General features: G+C 65.1%; 12 protein-coding genes. 10 read left to right on the forward strand and 2 right to left on the reverse strand.

What is annotated here, in order from left to right:
- Positions 1-264: 264 nt before the first annotated feature.
- From LE190_RS00370 to LE190_RS00385, 4 genes are all read left to right on the forward strand, one after another.
- A complete protein-coding gene (locus LE190_RS00370; protein WP_225236860.1) occupies positions 265-2,079 on the forward strand; it encodes a type I secretion system permease/ATPase in 1,815 nt (604 codons plus the stop codon).
- On the forward strand, positions 2,079-3,431 hold the full coding sequence (locus LE190_RS00375) for an HlyD family type I secretion periplasmic adaptor subunit (protein ID WP_225236861.1): 1,353 nt from the start codon (positions 2,079-2,081) through the stop codon (positions 3,429-3,431). The genes LE190_RS00370 and LE190_RS00375 overlap by 1 nt, the downstream gene beginning before the upstream one ends.
- Positions 3,432-3,433: 2 nt before the next feature.
- Positions 3,434-4,804: a TolC family outer membrane protein gene (locus tag LE190_RS00380; protein WP_225236862.1), complete on the forward strand. Its 1,371-nt coding sequence runs from the start codon at positions 3,434-3,436 to the stop codon at positions 4,802-4,804.
- 195 nt (positions 4,805-4,999) lie between these two features.
- Positions 5,000-5,575 (forward strand): DUF4214 domain-containing protein, encoded by a 576-nt coding sequence (locus LE190_RS00385; protein ID WP_225236863.1) that lies wholly within the window; start codon positions 5,000-5,002, stop codon positions 5,573-5,575.
- A gap of 12 nt (positions 5,576-5,587) precedes the next feature.
- On the opposite strand, the gene LE190_RS00390 is transcribed toward LE190_RS00385, so the two are convergent.
- On the reverse strand, positions 5,588-6,469 hold the full coding sequence (locus tag LE190_RS00390) for a sulfurtransferase (RefSeq protein ID WP_225236864.1): 882 nt from the start codon (positions 6,467-6,469) through the stop codon (positions 5,588-5,590).
- Between the two features lie 153 nt (positions 6,470-6,622).
- On the opposite strand from LE190_RS00390, the gene LE190_RS00395 reads away from it, so the two are divergent.
- The 4 genes from LE190_RS00395 (at position 6,623) to LE190_RS00410 (ending at position 12,860) form a co-directional block, all read left to right on the forward strand.
- Entirely contained in the window at positions 6,623-7,744 is a 1,122-nt protein-coding gene (locus LE190_RS00395) for an acyltransferase family protein (RefSeq protein WP_225236865.1), read from the forward strand.
- A gap of 149 nt (positions 7,745-7,893) precedes the next feature.
- Positions 7,894-8,715, forward strand: a complete 822-nt coding sequence (locus LE190_RS00400; RefSeq protein WP_225236866.1) for a sterol desaturase family protein — start codon at positions 7,894-7,896, stop codon at positions 8,713-8,715.
- A 64-nt stretch (positions 8,716-8,779) separates the two neighbouring features.
- Complete coding sequence (dnaE, locus tag LE190_RS00405; RefSeq protein WP_225236867.1) at positions 8,780-12,277, forward strand: DNA polymerase III subunit alpha; 3,498 nt, start codon at positions 8,780-8,782, stop codon at positions 12,275-12,277.
- Between the two features lie 310 nt (positions 12,278-12,587).
- Positions 12,588-12,860 carry a hypothetical protein gene (locus tag LE190_RS00410; RefSeq protein WP_225236868.1) on the forward strand — a complete coding sequence of 91 codons (273 nt, stop codon included), beginning with the start codon at positions 12,588-12,590 and terminating at the stop codon, positions 12,858-12,860.
- 39 nt (positions 12,861-12,899) lie between these two features.
- Here LE190_RS00410 and LE190_RS00415 read toward each other — a convergent pair whose 3' ends face one another.
- Positions 12,900-13,757 (reverse strand): glycosyltransferase family 2 protein, encoded by an 858-nt coding sequence (locus tag LE190_RS00415; RefSeq protein WP_225236869.1) that lies wholly within the window; start codon positions 13,755-13,757, stop codon positions 12,900-12,902.
- 57 nt (positions 13,758-13,814) lie between these two features.
- Here LE190_RS00415 and LE190_RS00420 point away from each other — a divergent pair, with 57 nt between their 5' ends.
- Positions 13,815-15,086: an O-antigen ligase family protein gene (locus tag LE190_RS00420; protein ID WP_225236870.1), complete on the forward strand. Its 1,272-nt coding sequence runs from the start codon at positions 13,815-13,817 to the stop codon at positions 15,084-15,086.
- Positions 15,076-16,806 carry a lipid A export permease/ATP-binding protein MsbA gene (msbA, locus tag LE190_RS00425; protein ID WP_225236871.1) on the forward strand — a complete coding sequence of 577 codons (1,731 nt, stop codon included), beginning with the start codon at positions 15,076-15,078 and terminating at the stop codon, positions 16,804-16,806. Before LE190_RS00420 ends, msbA begins: the two co-directional genes overlap by 11 nt.
- Positions 16,807-16,839: the final 33 nt, after the last annotated feature.

Raw genomic sequence — 16,839 nt, forward strand, 5'->3', positions numbered from 1 at the left:
CCATTCCTCACGGGATGGGGTCGGCAGGATAGTCAGTCACCACCCTGCAAGTCTCCGGACTTGCAGGGTGTTTTCGTTTACATGAGAGGCTCCCGCTTCTCCACGAGGCCGGCTCCCCCCCACGTATGGTGGAACGGCGACACATCCGGTTGTAAAAATGTGATGTACGTCACATTTTTTTGGGGAATTGAGCGATAATGTGCGCTCGTATTTCCTGTCGAGTTCGCTTGACTGGATGCGCACCTTCCCACGTCAAACGACCCGATGAATACCAAACTTCTCAACAAGAAAAACGAAATCGAACAGGCCCTGCTTGCTTTCAAGAGCACGTTCTGGACTGTCGGCACGTTCAGCGCCATCATCAACCTCCTGATGCTGGTCCCGTCGCTGTACATGCTGCAGGTCTACGACCGCGTGCTGGCCAGCCGCAACGAGCTCACGCTGGTCATGCTGACCGTGCTGATGCTGGGCGCCTACCTCCTGATGTCCGGGCTGGAACTGGTGCGTTCCTACGTGCTGGTACGGGTCGGCGCGCGCTTCGACATGGCGATGAACAAGCGGGTCTACACCGCGGCCTTCGAACAGAACCTGAAGCAGGCCGGCGGCAATGCCGGCCAGGCGCTGACCGACCTGACCACGATCCGCCAGTTCCTCACCGGGAACGGCCTGTTCGCCTTCTTCGACGCTCCCTGGTTCCCGATCTACCTGATCGTGATCTTCTTCTTCGAGCCGGCGCTGGGCTGGTTCGCGCTCGGCGGCACCCTGGTGCTGGTGGTGCTGGCCTTCGTCAACGAGCGCGTCACCAAGGCGCCGCTGAGCGAAGCCAACAAGCTGGCGGTTGCCTCCAGCACCATGACCACCAACAGCCTGCGCAATGCCGAAGTCATCGAATCGATGGGCATGCTGCCGAACCTGATCCAGCGCTGGTTCTCGACCCACGGCCGCTTCCTGCAGCTGCAGGCCGAGGCCAGCGAAAAGGCCGCCAAGGTCGCCGCCGCCACCAAGTTCGTGCAGGTCTCGCTGCAGTCGCTGGTGCTGGGCTTCGGCGCGCTGCTGGTCCTGGAAAACAAGATGACCCCGGGCATGATGATCGCCGCCTCGATCCTGGTCGGCCGCGCCCTGGCGCCGGTGCAGCAGGTGATCTCGGTGTGGAAGTCCTGGGGCTCGACCCGCAGCGCCTACGAGCGCCTGACCGCGCTCCTGACCCTCAATCCGGCGCGCGAAGCCGGCATGCCGCTGCCCAAACCGCAAGGCCGCCTGACGGTGGAGAGCGTGACCGCCGGTCCGCCGGGCGCCAAGACCCCGGTAGTGGCGAATGTCAGCTTCGGCATCGCCCCGGGCGACGTGCTGGGCGTGATCGGCCCGAGCGGCTCCGGCAAGTCGACCCTGGCGCGCCTGCTGGTCGGCGTGTGGCCGGCGGCGGTGGGCAAGGTGCGCCTCGACGGCGCCGACATCTACCAGTGGAACAAGGGCGAGCTCGGTCCGCACATCGGCTACCTGCCGCAGGACATCGAACTGTTCAGCGGCACCATCAGCGAGAACATCGCGCGCTTCGGCGAAGTCGATGCGGACAAGGTGGTGCTGGCGGCCAAGCGCGCCGGCGTGCACGAGATGATCCTGCACATGCCAGCCGGCTACGACACCCTGCTGGGCGACGGCGGCGCCGGCCTGTCCGGCGGCCAGAAGCAGCGCATCGGCCTGGCGCGCGCCATGTACGACGATCCGGCCCTGCTCGTGCTCGACGAGCCGAATTCGAACTTGGACGACATCGGCGAACAGGCCCTGGTGCAGGCCGTGCTCGACCTGCGCCAGCGCGGCAAGACCATCGTCCTGGTCACCCACCGCACCAGCGTGCTCGGCGCCACCAACAAGCTGCTCCTGATGCGCGAAGGCGCGGTGCAGATGTTCGGCGCCACCAATGAAGTACTGGCCGCCCTGCAGGAAATGGGCAAGAAGGCGATGCTGGCGCAACAGCAGGCCCAGGCCCAGGCCCAGGCGCAAGCCCAGGCCCAGCAGGCCAACCAGCAGCGACCACAGGCGCAGGACAGCGCCACGGCGGCAACCGGAGAAACCAACTGATGAAACTGCTCAAGAGTGATGCAGCGGACGTCGTCTCGCACGAGGTGGCGCCGCTGGAAGTGAATACCGACGCCGGCCGCTACGCCCGCCTCGGCTGGATCGTGGTGATTCTCGGCTTCTGCGGCTTCGTGCTGTGGGCCTCGACCGCACCGCTGGACAAGGGCGTGCCGCTGTCGGGCACGGTGTCGAAGGAATCGAACCGCCAGTCCGTGCAGTACCAGGCCGGCGGCACGGTGCAGGAAATCCTCGTCAAGAACGGCGACGTGGTCAAGCAGGGACAGGTGCTGGTGCGCATGAACCCGATCGTGGCCCGCTCCGCCTTCGAGATGAGCGAAGCCCAGTACCTGACCGCGCGCGCCACCGAGGCGCGCCTGATGGCCGAGATGGCGAACCGCAGCAGCATCGCCTTCCCGGACGAGCTCAAGCAGCGCGCCGGCGAGCCGCGCGTGGCCGAGATCCTGCGCCTGCAGGAACAGCTGCTGCAGTCGCGCCAGTCGGGCCTGCAGAGCGAAGTGGCGAGCGTGAACGAAAGCATCGCCGGCCTCAAGATGCAGATCCAGGGCCTGCAGGAATCGCGCGAGAGCAAGAAGGAACAGATGAACTTCCTGAAGGAGCAGCTGGAAGGCATGCGCGACCTGGCCAAGGACGGCTTCGTGGCGCGCAACCGCCTGCTCGAGCTGGAGCGTACCTATGCCCAGCTGGGCGGCCAGATCTCCGAAGACATCGGCAACCTGGGCCGCGCCCAGCGCCAGGTGATGGAACTGGGCCTGCGCCGTACCCAGCGCAGCGCCGACTACCAGAAGGAAGTGCGGACCCAGCTGGCCGAGACCCAGAAGGAAGCCGAAGCCCTGGCCGCGCGCCTGGCGGCCCAGAAGTTCGAGCTGCAAAGCGTCGACGTGAAGGCGCCGGCGGACGGCATCGTGGTCGGCTCGACCGTCTTCACGAATGGCGGCGTGGTGCCGCCGGGTTACAAGATGATGGACATCGTGCCGACTGGCGACCCGCTGGTGGTCGAAGGCCAGCTGCCGGTCAACCTGGTGGACAAGGTGCATGCCGGCCTGCCGGTGGAACTGATGTTCTCGGCCTTTAACACCAATACGACCCCGCACATCCAGGGCGAAGTGGTGCAGGTGGCGGCGGACCGCTCGATCGACGAGCACACCGGCGCACCGTATTACGTGGTGCGCGTGAAGGTGACGCCGGAAGGCGCCAAGCAGGTTGCCGCGCACAAGATGAACATCATCCCGGGCATGCCAGTGGACCTGTTCGTCAAGACTGGCGAACGCACCATGATGAACTACCTGCTGCGCCCGATCTTCGACCGCGCCCCGGCGGCAGTGACCGGAGACTGAGCGTGAGCCGACAGTGCATTCTCCCATCGCTGCGCCTGCGCGCCTGCGCGCTGGCGGCGGTCCTGGCCGCTACGGCCGCCGGCGCTGGCCAGGCTGGCGCCGTCACCCTGCAGCAGGCCTATGAGGCCGCCCTGAAGAACGACCCGACCTACCGCATGAACTACTATGCGAACGAGGCGACCAAGGAAAACCGCATCCTGGGCCGTTCCACGCTGCTGCCGACGGTGTCGGCCAGCTACAGCAACACCCGCAATGTGATGGACCGCGAAAGCATCCAGACCATTGCCGGCAAGCCCTTCAGGTCGGTGACGCATCCGAAATACAGCAGCCACTCCTCGGTCGTACAGTTGCGCCAGCCGCTGTTCAACATCGAAGCGATCCAGCGCTATGAACAGGGCAAGGTGCAGACCGCCCAGGGCGCCAAGCAGTTCGAGGCCGACACCAACGAGGTCGCGGTGCGCATGACCAGCGCCTACATGGACGCCCTGTTCGCCGAGGACCAGGTGGCCCTGGCGCGCGTGCAGCGCGACATGTATGCCGAGCAGCAGAAGATGAACGCGCGCCTGTTCAGCAAGGGCGAGGGTACCCGCACCGACATGCTGGAGACCCAGGCCCGGCTGGAAGTGGCGGAAGCGATGCTGATCGAGGCCCAGGACAATGCCCGCGTCATGCGCGAAACCCTGGAAGGCATCATCGGCGGCCCGGCCGGCCAGCTCGACCGGCTGGTGGACGGCTTCCGTCCGGCCCAGCTCGCACCGGCCTCGTTCGAGGAATGGCAGAAGCTGGCCCTGGCCAACAACAACGAGCTGGCCGCGGCCCGCCTTGGGGTCGAGAACGCGCGCCTGGACATCGGCCGCATGAAGGCGGGGCACTTCCCGCGCGTCGACTTCGTCGCCAGCTACAGCAAGGGCGACAACGAGACCATCAACACGATCGGCGAGCAGAACACCAACCGCGCGCTGGGTGTGCAGGTGAATATCCCGCTGTACCAGGGCGGGGCGGTGAATGCCCAGGTGCGCCAGGCGGCCGCCACCTACGAACGTGCGCGCGCCGACCTCGATGCGCGCAGCGACAAGGTGACGATCGAACTGCGCCGCGCGCACAGCCTGGCCCAGAGCAGCGTGCGCAAGATCGATGCGCTGGTCAAGGCGGTGGATGCGGCCCAGCTCCTGATGAAGGCGACCGAGCAGAGCATCAAGGGCGGGGTGCGCATCAACCTCGACCTGCTGACGGCGCAGGAACAGTTGTTTACCAGCCAGCGCGACCTGGCCCAGGCGCGCTATGCCTACCTGATCGCGCTGCTGCGCCTGCGTGCGCTGGCCGGGAATATCGGTACCCAGGAAATCCGGGAGATTGCCGCCTACTTCCGTTAAGGAGCGTTCTGCTGGATCATGACGGGCGGCCTGGTGCCGCCCGTTTTACTTCATGGGCGTTGGTTGTTCCAGGCAGCAATAACTATTGCCTATCTAATTGATTTATTGGATAAATCTGGCACAAGCTGGTGCAGAAAACGTACACGCGGGCTCTTGATTACGGTATATTTTTGATATCGAATCCGAGGAGCCGTGATGAACGTCGATTACATCAATGAAGTGCAGAGCCTGTACGTCGCCTATTTCAGCCGTCCGGCGGACCCGGGCGGGCTCGCTTTCTGGAACCGCTACCTGCAGGACCGTCCGGACGCCATCCAGGACATTGCTCGTGCCTTCGCCAGCTCGGCCGAGTACCGCAGCGTGTATGGCGGCCTGGACAACCGCGCCATGATTGCCGAAATCTACGACAACCTGTTCGGCCGTGCCGCCGAGGGGGCGGGGATCGACTTCTGGGCCAGGGCGCTCGACACCGGCGCGCTGGGTATCGACAATGTGGTGCTGGGGATCGCGGCCGGTGCGCAGGACGCGGACCGTGTCGCGTTCAACGCCAAGGTGGACGTGGCGATGCTGTTCACCGATCACATCGATACAGTGGGCGAGGCGCTGGCCTACCAGGGCGAGAAGGTCAGGATTGCGGTGGACTACATCGCCGCAGTCAAGGATGCGGAGACCCGGCTGCTGTATATCGATCCGGTGAAAATCGACGAGACGATCCTGAAGATCGTCGGTACGCAGACCATGGCGGAAGCACTCGATCCCGTATTGGTTTGATGTTGTATCGGCTTAACTGCCCTGGGAGACGCCGGCCGGCGCTTCCTGGGTGGCCGTTTCCGTCTGGCGGCCGCCGGCGCAGTGCGGGCAGGACACCCCCGGCACATACTCGGGCGCCAGCTGCTGGCGAGGCGTGACCACGGCGCGGCAGGCGAAGCATTGCGTGGTCTCGGTCGGTTCCAGCTTCGGATTGAGCGCGGTGCGGTAGTCGAACACGAAGCAGTCGCCCTGGTAGTGCTCGCCACCAACGTCCTCGAAATATTTCAGGATGCCGCCCTCGAGCTGGTACACGCGCTCGTAGCCGATGTTCTTCATGTGGATCGCCGCTTTTTCGCAGCGGATGCCGCCGGTGCAGAAAGTGACCACGGTCTTGCCCGCCAGCTCATCCTTGTGCTGAGCGGCCACTTCCGGGAATTCCGTGAACTTGTCGATCCGGTAGTCGAGCGTGTTCTCGAAGGTGCCGACGTCCACTTCGAAGGCATTGCGGGTTTCCATCATCACCACCGGCACGCCCTCGTCGTCGTGACCCTGGTCGAGCCAGCGCTTGAGGGTCTTCGGATCGACCGAAGGCGCACGGCCGAGTTCCGGCTTGATGAGGGGCATGCGCATGGTGATGATCTCTTTCTTGATCTTCACCAGCATGCGCTTGTGCGACTGCTCGTTCGACAGGCTTTCCTTCCATTCCAGGTCGGCCAGGCGCGCGTCGCTGCGCACCCAGGCCAGGTACTGGTCGATCTGTTCACGCGGGCCGGACACGAACATGTTGATGCCTTCCGGGCTCAAGAGGACAGTGCCCTTCAGGCCGAGTTCGTTGCACAGCGCCTGGTACTGCGGGCGCATTTCTTCGAGATTGTCGAGGGTGACGAATTTGTAGGCGGCGATATTGACGTGCATGGCGGCGAAGAGACAAAACGGGTGGGACAGCCGGCTATTATAAGACAGCAGGTGCTGATTCGGCCCAGGAAGAGGGGAAAGGGCATTGTTTCGCAGTAGAATGGATGAACGAGAACAACAGGCCATACCACATAACAACAGGCCGGACCCGCCATGCATTCGCTGAACATCCAATACAATCCCCGCCTCGACCAGCTGCGCTGGCTGGCCGCCACCCTGGTTTTCCTGTTCCACTTCCACCTCGAATACGCCGGCAGTGGCGGCATCCGGCTGGACGGACCCTGGAGCGCCCTCGTCACCGAAGGCCATACCGGGGTGGGCCTGTTCTTCACCCTGTCCGGCTTCCTGTTCATGCAGATCGCGCTGCACCAGCACGCGGCCGGACGCGAGATCGTCTACCGCGACTTCCTGCGCAACCGGGTGCTGCGCATCGTGCCACTGTACCTGGTCGTGTTCCTGGTGGCGACCTCGATCGGCCGCGACAAGTTCGCGCCCGCCGACCTGCTGTACCTGTTCGCCTCCAATCTCGGCCTGGCACCGACCTCGGGCACGGTGGTGACCGGCGCCGCCTGGACCATTTCGCTGGAATTCCTGTTCTACCTCGTCTTTCCCTTCCTGGCCCGCTTCACGCTCGAGCGCGGCATCGCCTACCTGGGCGGCTGGCTGGTGCTGATGGCCTTTTTCAAGCTGGCCGCCTATACCGTCAACGATAACAGCACCCTGATGTATTTCAGTACCTGGGTCGGGCGCTTCGACCAGTTCCTGATCGGCATGGCGGCGGCCGTGCTGCACCAGCGCTGGCGCGTCCAGCTGGCGCGCCTGGCGCCGCTGCTGCTGCTGGCCAGCGTGGCCCTGGTACTGTGGGACACGGCGCTGATGCACCGCGTCGCGCCGTTCGGCGCCACCCCCAGGTCGGCGTTCTGGATCTGGTGGTCGCTGCTGGAAAGCGCCGGCTGGGCCGCCCTGATCCTGTCCTGGGTCGCCTTTGCGCCGCGCCTGCCTGGGGTGCTCGAGCGGGCGCTGAGCCAGGGCGGCAAGGTCAGTTTCTCGTTCTACCTTCTGCACATGGGCCTGCTCCACATCTTCGCCACCCGGGTTGGCCTGGTTGCGCCGACCGGCACGCCCTGGGTCGACGGCCTGATCATGCTGGCGGTGGCCTATGGCGCCACCTGGGCGCTGGCCACGCTGAGCTACCACATCGTCGAGGAACCCTTCCTGCGCATGCGCCGCAGTTATGGTGCGGGGCGCCTGGCCGTACCGGCCGTGGTGTCGTAGGGTGGGCAAGTTCCTTGCCCACGCGTTCAACAAGGGATGAATCGCCACAAGGCATGTACTGGCTGACCGGTGGGCGGGAAGACCCGCCCACCCTACAAGCCCGGTTTCGGCTATGATGTCCGCCATTTACTGAACAATCGACGCACGCGATGGAGTATCTGACACTGGCCGGCAAGGGCATGCTCGACTATGGATGGCGCATTCTCACCGCCTCCATGCTCTTGCTCGTACTCGAGCTCGCCTTCGGCTGGAACAAGTATTCGATGAAATCGCGCCTGCGCGGCGCGCTGCTGTGGTCCGTGTACATCGTGATCACGGTTGCCTTCCTCACCGCCTTCAACGCCCTCTGGAACAAGCTGGGCGTGCAACCGCTGGTGGTGATCAGCCTGGGCGAGTACTTTGCATCCGACAACAAGTTCGTGACCGTGCTGGGCTGGATCGTCACGCCCATCCTGGCCGTCCTCGCCAGCGACTTTTTCTATTACTGGTTCCATCGCGCCCAGCACACCTGGGCCTTCCTGTGGGCCTTCCATGCCGAACACCACGCGATCCGCGAGATGAGCGCCTGGAACAGCAACCACCACTGGACGGAAGAAATCTTCCGCATCCCCTTCATCATCATCCCGATGAGTCTCCTGATCCGGGTCGACCCGGGCTTCGTGCCCCTGATCGCCTGGCTCTTGATCGGCGCCCAGGGCCAGTACATCCATTCGCATACCAAGCTGTCGCTGGGGCCGCTGCGCTACATCGTGGCCGACAACCGCTTCCACCGCATCCACCATTCGGTCGAGCAGCCGCACTGGAACCGCAACTTCGGTTCTTTCTCCTCGGTCTGGGATACGCTGTTTCGCACCGCCTATTTTCCGAAGAAAAACGAGTGGCCGGACACCGGACTGGACGAGCACGACGAAGCGCAGAACGTGCGTGAATACCTGTTCCGCCCGTTCCGCAAGGTGCTGACCAGGCGCTAGGCGCTGCCGGCGCTGCGTGCCTTTTGACAACATCGGATTTCCCGGTCCGGGGTAAAATGCGGGGATGACTTCCCCGACTTTCACCCACCTTCGCGTCCACTCCGAATACTCGATCGTCGATGGCCTCGTGCGCATCGACGACATCGTGGGGGCCGCCGCCAAGGACCGCCAGCCGGCGCTGGCCGTGACCGACCTGGCCAACATGTTCTGCCTGGTGCGCTTCTACAAGGCGGCGCGCGGCAAGGGGATCAAGCCGATCGTCGGGGTCGATGCCTGGATCACCAACGACGACAACCGGGACAAGCCTTCGCGCCTGCTGATCCTGGCCAAGAACCGCACCGGCTACCTGCAGCTGTGCGACCTGCTGTCGAAAGCCTGGCTCACCAATCAATACAAGGGCCGCGCCGAGATCCGCGCCGAATGGCTGGAAGCGCTGGCCACGTCCACCTCGACGCTGGAACCGGAGGCGGATCAATCCAATGCCCTGATCGTGCTGTCGGGAGCAGCGTTTGGCGACGTCGGCCAGGCCATCGACCAGGGCGACATCGAGCGCGCCGAACGCGCGGCCGAGCGCTGGGCGCGCATCTTCCCCGGCCACTTCTACATCGAGATCCAGCGCGCCGGCCAGCCCAACCAGGAGCAGGGCGTGCGCCACGCGGTGGCGCTGGCCGCGCGCCTGGAGCTGCCGGTGGTGGCCACGCATCCGGTCCAGTTCCTGGACAAGGACGAGTTCATCGCCCACGAAGCGCGTGTCTGCATCGCCGAGGGCGAGATGCTGGCCAACGCCAAGCGCGTGCGCCGCTTCAACGAGAGCATGTGCTTCAAGACCCAGGAAGAGATGGCGATCCTCTTCGCCGACCTGCCGGGCGCGCTCGCCAACTCGGTGGAAATCGCCAAGCGCTGCAACGTCACCCTGACGCTGGGTAAGCCACAGCTGCCGGACTTCCCGACTCCCGACGGCATGAGCATCGACGACTTCCTGGTGCTCGAGACGAAGAAGGGCCTGGAAGAGCGCCTGGTGCAGCTGTATCCGAACGAGGAGCAGCGCGAAAAGGAACGCCCGCGCTACGAGGCGCGCCTGGAGTTCGAGAACCAGACCATCATCAAGATGAAGTTCCCGGGCTACTTCCTGATCGTGGCGGAGTTCATCCAGTGGGGCAAGAACAACGGCGTGCCGATCGGCCCGGGCCGCGGTTCCGGTGCGGGCTCGCTGGTGGCGTATGCGCTGAAGATCACGGACCTCGATCCGCTGAAGTACAACCTGCTGTTCGAGCGCTTCCTGAACCCGGAACGCGTCTCGATGCCCGACTTCGACATCGACTTCTGCCAGGAAAAGCGCGAACTGGTGATCCAGCACGTCAAGGATTTGTACGGACGTGATGCGGTCTCGCAGATCGCCACCTTCGGCACCATGGCAGCGAAAGGCGCGATCCGCGACGTCGGCCGCGTGCTCGACTTCGGCTACAACTTCTGCGACGGCATCTCCAAGCTGATTCCGTTCAAGCCGGGCAAGCCCGTCTCGATCGCCGAAGCCATCGAGGAGGAGCCGCTGCTCAAGGAGCGCCTGGAAAACGAGGAAGAGGTCAAGCAGCTGCTCGACCTGGCCCAGCAGGTCGAGGGCATCACCCGCGGCATCGGCATGCACGCGGGCGGCGTCTTGATCGCGCCGGGTAAACTCACCGACTTCTGCCCGCTGTACACCCAGGGCGGCGACGCCGGCGTCGTCTCGCAGTACGACAAGGACGACGTGGAAGCCGTGGGCCTGGTGAAGTTCGACTTCCTGGGCCTGACCACGCTCACCATCCTCGACCGGGCGGTGAACTACATCCGCGCGCTCGACCCGCAGGACGCCGAGTTCAATCTCGAAACCCTGCCGCTGAACGACCGGCCGTCCTACAAGCTGTTGTCCGAAGCGAAGACCGTCGCGATCTTCCAGCTGGAATCGCGCGGCATGCAGGGCATGCTGAAGGATGCGCGTCCCGACCGCTTCGAGGACATCATCGCGCTCGTCGCCCTGTACCGTCCGGGCCCGATGGACCTGATCCCCGACTTCTGCAAGCGCAAGCACGGCGAGAAGTTCGACTATCCCGATCCGCGCACCGAGTCGATCCTGTCCGAGACCTACGGCATCATGGTCTACCAGGAGCAGGTCATGCAGATGGCGCAGATCGTCGGCGGCTACTCGCTGGGCGGCGCGGACATGCTGCGCCGCGCGATGGGCAAGAAGAAGGCCGAGGAGATGGCCGAGCACCGCGCCATCTTCCGCGCCGGCGCCGCCAAGGACGGATTGAGCCAGGAAAAGGCCGACGAGATCTTCGACCTGATGGAGAAGTTCGCGGGCTACGGCTTCAACAAGTCGCACGCGGCCGCCTATGCGCTGCTGTCCTACCACACGGCCTACCTCAAGGTGCACCACACCGCCGCGTTCATGGCAGCCAACATGTCGCTGGCGATGGAAGACACCGAGAAGATCAAGATCCTGGTCGAGGACGCGAAGGATGTGTGCAAGCTCCAGATCCTGCCGCCGGACGTCAACGAATCCCACTTCCGCTTCACGCCGGAAGGCCAGCCGCGTTCCGTGACCGGCAAGCAGGTCTCGAACATCCGCTACGGCCTGGGCGGCGTGAAGGGCGCGGGGCAGGGCGCGATCGAGGCGATCATCGCCGCCCGCCTTGAAGGCGGCAGGTTCAAGGACCTGTTCGACTTCTGCATGCGGGTCGACCGCAAGCAGATCAACCGCCGCACCATCGAATCCCTGATCCGCGCCGGCGCCATGGACTGCTTCGGCGTCGACCGCGCGGTCTTGCTGGCCTCGGTCGGCTTCGCCATGGAAGCGGCCGGCCAGGCCGCCGCCAGCGCCAACCAGGTCAGCCTGTTCGGCGGTATTGACTCCGACCTGGTGGCCCCGCCGGAATACGTCAAGGCGACCCCGTGGACCGACCGCCAGAAGCTGGCCGAAGAGAAGATCGCGCTCGGCTACTACCTGTCGGGCCACATGTTCGACTCGTACGCGCAAGAGGTGCGGCGCTTCGCCAAGACCAAGCTGAAGGACCTGGAACCCTCGCGCGACCCGCGCATGCTGTGCGGCGTGATCACCGGCGTGCGTACCCAGATGACCCAGCGCGGCAAGATCCTGATCGTGGCGCTGGACGACAAGACCGGCGTGGTCGAGGTGACGGTCTACAGCGAGCTGCTGGAGCAGAACAAGAACATCTTCAAGGAAGACGAATTCCTGCTGGTGGTCGGCAAGGTGTCGGAAGACCGCTTCAACGGCGGCCTGCGCATCACCGCCGAGAAGGCCTATGACATCGCGCAAGCGCGCATCCAGTACGGCTTCAAGCTGGAGATGGATGTGTCCTGCGACCTCAATCCGGCCAAGCTGGCCGAGGTGCTGCAGCCCTACCGCCAGCAGGATGGCCTGCCGGTCAGCCTGCGCATCAGGCCACAGGGCGTGGAAGCCACGCTGCAGCTGGGCGATGACTGGCGCGTGGCGCCGTCGGATACGCTCAAGCACCAGCTGGAGCTGACGCTGGGGGCGAAGGACGTGGCGGTCGAGTACTGATGCGGCGCTGGCGACCAGTAGGGTGGGCGGCTCCGCCCGGCCGGGTGCTCGATCTGCGCCACATGCGCCGCCCACGCGTTCAATCCCGCGCGTCATCAGCCGTCCTGCCTGCCTGCTCGAGGGGGATTTGAACGCGTGGGCGGCATCGGGGCCGCGAACCAATCCTGGCGCCGGGCCTAGCCGCCCACCCTACCTGCGATACCGGCGTATCCACCCTCCGTAGCCCATGCATCTGGTGCATGTCCCGCCGCCGCCGCGCCGGAGTTCGATGGAAGACGAGTAGAATCCAGCTTTGACAAGAGGGCATGCAATGAAAAAGACCGATTTGGCCAAGAGCGACGCGAAGAAACTGATAAACCAGATGAGCGCGAAAGGGGCTGCCTTCGGCGCGACTGCGTCGGCCAGGGAACTTTCTGTCGAGCGCCGCGAGCAGCGCGAGCGGGAGCGCGCGCTAGGGCTGGTACCGTTTGCCGTCAAGCTCAACAGCGATCTGGTCAAGCAGATCCAGGAGCTGAGCAAGGAGCGCGGCGTCGAGTTGAACCAGGTGGTGGCCGAGCTGCTGCAAAAAGGCTTGTCTGGCTGAGTGCCGGTCCGGCTCACAGGTGGACCGCGAGGCCGCCTGTCAGCCCGGGGCAGAAGGCGCTTCGTCCGGGTGCTCGCGCAGCCCACGCACTGCCTGGACGGTCTTGTCCACGGCCCGTTGCAGCACCACCTTGCGGTTGCTCGATTCCTCGTCGCGCTGGGCCTCGCGGTGCCACAGGTGCAGCACCTCGGTGGCCAGGGCACCGTCCTTGCGCAGCACGCCGGCATGGAACAGGCGCAGCACCAGGTCGGAATCTTCGTGGCCCCAGCCCACGAAACTCTCGTCGAAGCCATTGACCCGTTCGAGGTCGCTGCGCCATACGGCCAGGTTGCAGCTCTTGATGCGGCGCCAGCTGAAGCTGCGCCGCACGCGGCCGATGTCGGGCCAGCGCAGCACCGTCTGCAGCACCTTGTTCATGTCGCCGCGCAGGCGGTAGCGCAGGCGTTCGGGCAGGCCCAGGCCGGCCAGGTCGATATGCTCGCGCAGGACGCGCTCGGTCAACGCCTGGCTCAGCAGGATGCGGCTGCCCGAGACCAGGCAGCCCGGCTGCGCCAGCGCGCGGTGGCGGGCGATGAAGTCGCGCTGCGGCACGCAGTCGCCGTCGAGGAAGATGATATAGTTGCCGGCTGCGGCCAGGGTGCCGCGGTTGCGCGCCATCGCGGCGCGAAAGCCCTGGTCTGGCTGCCACACGTGCTTGAGCGGCATGGGGGCCCGTTCGCGCAGGCGGTCGATGGTTTCCCGCGTGTTGGCAGTCGAGCCGTCATCAGCGATAATGATTTCAAAATTCTTGTCATCCTGCATGAAACAGGCTTCCACGACCGCTGCCAGCGCGTCCGGACGGTTGTATGTGGTGATCACGACAGAGATGGTCGGACCGGGCTGCATCGTTTGCTGCATGGGCTCTGCTCATGGGAAAGGCGTCAGGGTCTGCAAGAATATCCCACAAGAACATGAATGAACAATAATCAGACGAAAATCGGGATGCCGATGCAGCGTGGGATCGGCTTCCTGGTTTTCCTGTTCCCTTTCCTTAGCCTCATCACTCCCTCCGGCATCGGCTTTTCCAGCATCGCGTTCGTGCTGGCCCTGCTGTGCGTGCCGCGCAAGGCCTGGGCGGCGATGGCGCCGCACTGGCGCGAGATCCGCTGGGTAGTGGCGGCCTTCGGCTTTTATTTCGCGTTCGCGCTGCTGTGCGTGCTGGTGCGTCCGGAGACCCGCTGGGACTATCTCGACAAGCCTTCGCGCATGTTCCTCGGGCTGAGCGCGGCCATGCTGGTGGTGCTGGCGCGCCCGCCGCGCGCCGTGCTGTGGTGGGGCGTGATCGGCGGCGCGCTGGCGGCGCTGCCCTTCATCGCCTGGCAGCGCATCGTGCTCGACATCTACCGCCCGGGCGGCTTCCTGAATCCCATCACCTTCGGGGACATCGCGCTGGCCCTGGCGCTGGTGGCGATGGCCGCCGCCATCGACTACCGCCATAGCGCCCGCAAGGCGCTCTGGCCGGCGCTGGGCGCGCTGGCGGGGCTCGGCGCCACGCTCCTGAGCGGCACCCGGGGCGGCTGGATCGCGCTGGTGCTGGCCGCGATCCTGTTCCTCACCTATGCGCGCCTGCTGCAAACCAGGCCGGTGCGCCTGCTCCTGATCGGCAGCTTCGCGCTGTTCGCCTCGACCTTCTTCATTCCCGCCTTCGGGGTGCAGGAACGGGTCGGGCAGGGCATGCACGACGTGCGCACCTGGCTCGATGGCGGCAGCGCCCTGTCGAACATCGGGATCCGGCTCGAACTGTGGACGGGCGCGCGCTACATCATCGCGCAGCACCCGCTGTTCGGGCTCGATCCGTTGAGCGTGCGCGCCGAGCTGAAGGAGCTGGCGCAGCAGGGCGTGATCCAGGACGTGGTGCTGCCTTTCGAGCACCTGCACAACGACGTGCTGCAGGCCCAGGCCACCGGCGGCGTGTTCGGCCTGCTCGCCTATGCCGGCATCCTGCTGGCTCCCTTCCTGTTCTTCGCGCGCTCGGTCGGACGCAGCGCGCGGCGCAGCATGCCGCAGTTCGCGCCCGCCATGGCCGGCATGCTGGTGGTGCTGGCCTATTTCGGCTTCGGCCTGACCGAGGTGATCTTCTGGTCGCTGAAAGGAAGCATGTTCTACGTGCTCATGGTGGCCCTGCTGATGGGCTTCTGCCTGAGCGCGCAGGCCGACCCCAATATGGAAACACAGAGTGGACAATAAAATCATCGTCAAACGCCTGCTGGCGGTCGTCAAACCCTACCAAACGCGTTCCTGGCTGGCCCTGCTGTCGATGGCGCTCACCGCCGCCACCCAGCCACTGCTGGGCTGGGCGCTCAAGCTCTTGATCGACCTCGGCTTCAAGGAAAAGGTGCCGTTCAGCCTGTGGTGGATTCCGGGCGTGCTGGTCTCGATCTTCGTGCTGCGCGGGATCGGCACCTTTTCCACCGCCTACCTGAACAACTGGGTCACCAGCCGCGTGCTGAACGACCTGCGCGCGATGGTGTTCGAACGTGTGCTGCAGCTGCCGGTGGCGCGCTTCCATGCCGAATCGACCGGCAAGATCATCAACACCGTGGTGGCCGAGGTGCGCCAGGTGGTGGACATGCTGCAGTCGGTGTTCGTGGCCTGCGTGCGCGATACCCTGGTCGTGGTCGGCCTGCTGGCCGCGCTGCTGTACATGAACTGGAAGCTGACCCTGGTGGCGATCGTGGTCGTGCCCCTCACCGCCGTGATCGTGCGCACCACCACCGGCCGCCTGCGCCGCCTGAACCGCGAGAACCAGCGCGTGACGGCCGAGATGACCCAGGTGGTGGAGGAAGCCACGCGCGGGCACCAGGTGATCCGCGTGTTCTCGGGCGAACGCTACGAGCGCGCACGCTTCCATGCCCGCAGCGAAGCGCTGCGCGGCTTCTCGCAGCGCATGACGGTGGCCTTTGCGGCCACCACCCCGGTGACCCAGATCGCCACCTCGCTGGCGCTGTCGCTTGTGATCGTGCTGGCGATCCAGGCCGACCTGACGCAGGGCGAGTTCGTCCAGTTCGTGACCTACATGCTGATGCTGCTCACACCCCTGAAATCGCTGGCCGAGGTCAACGGCCCGATGCAGCGCGGGATGACGGCCGCCGAGACGGTGTTCAACATGATCGACTCGCCGCCAGAAGCCGACACCGGCACCCGCGAGCTGGGACGCGTGCAGGGCCACCTGCGCTTCGAGAACGTCGGCTTCCGCTATCCGGAAGCGCACAACCCGGCGCTGACCGGCGTGACGCTGGACGTGCTGCCGGGGCAGACCGTGGCCCTGGTGGGGGTCTCGGGCGGCGGCAAGTCCACGTTTGTCAACCTGGTGACGCGCTTCTACGACCCGCAGGAAGGACGCCTGCTGATCGACGGCATTCCCTATCAGGACGTGAGGCTGGCCAGCCTGCGCGCCCAGCTGGCCATGGTAAGCCAGAACGTGGTGCTGTTCGACGACACGCTGGCTTCCAACATCGCGTATGGCGTGGAAAAGATCGACTACGAGCGCCTGGCGGCGGCGGTGAAGGCGGCGCACCTGACGGATGTGGTGGCCAAGCTGGAACAGGGCGTGGAGACACGCATCGGCGAAAACGGCATGCGCCTGTCGGGCGGCCAGCGCCAGCGCGTGGCGATCGCGCGCGCGATCTACAAGGATGCGCCGATCCTGCTGCTGGACGAAGCCACCTCGGCGCTGGACAACGAGTCCGAACGCGCGGTGCAGGCGGCGCTGGAAACCCTGATGGCGGGCCGCACCACGATCGTGATCGCGCACCGGCTGTCGACCATCGAGCGGGCCGACCGCATCGTGGTGATGGAACACGGCCGCATCGTCGAGCAGGGCACCCATGCCGAACTGCTCGATGCGAACGGGATGTATGCGAACCTGTACCGCCTGCAGTTCGTGGCGGCCGATGAGCAGGCGTAGGGTGGGCAGGTTTCCTGCCCACGCGTTCAATCC

It is taken from the genome of Massilia hydrophila (assembly GCF_020208145.1).
In the GTDB taxonomy this organism is placed as follows: domain Bacteria; phylum Pseudomonadota; class Gammaproteobacteria; order Burkholderiales; family Burkholderiaceae_D; genus Telluria; species Telluria hydrophila.

Coding starts and splice junctions, on each gene's coding strand:
- LE190_RS00370 (WP_225236860.1), top strand. CDS start 265: ATGAATACCAAACTTCTCAACAAGAAAAACGAAATCGAACAGGCCCTG.
- LE190_RS00375 (WP_225236861.1), top strand. CDS start 2,079: ATGAAACTGCTCAAGAGTGATGCAGCGGACGTCGTCTCGCACGAGGTG.
- LE190_RS00385 (WP_225236863.1), top strand. CDS start 5,000: ATGAACGTCGATTACATCAATGAAGTGCAGAGCCTGTACGTCGCCTAT.
- LE190_RS00390 (WP_225236864.1), bottom strand. CDS start 6,469: ATGCACGTCAATATCGCCGCCTACAAATTCGTCACCCTCGACAATCTC.
- LE190_RS00395 (WP_225236865.1), top strand. CDS start 6,623: ATGCATTCGCTGAACATCCAATACAATCCCCGCCTCGACCAGCTGCGC.
- LE190_RS00400 (WP_225236866.1), top strand. CDS start 7,894: ATGGAGTATCTGACACTGGCCGGCAAGGGCATGCTCGACTATGGATGG.
- dnaE (WP_225236867.1), top strand. CDS start 8,780: ATGACTTCCCCGACTTTCACCCACCTTCGCGTCCACTCCGAATACTCG.
- LE190_RS00410 (WP_225236868.1), top strand. CDS start 12,588: ATGAAAAAGACCGATTTGGCCAAGAGCGACGCGAAGAAACTGATAAAC.
- LE190_RS00415 (WP_225236869.1), bottom strand. CDS start 13,757: ATGCAGCAAACGATGCAGCCCGGTCCGACCATCTCTGTCGTGATCACC.
- LE190_RS00420 (WP_225236870.1), top strand. CDS start 13,815: ATGAACAATAATCAGACGAAAATCGGGATGCCGATGCAGCGTGGGATC.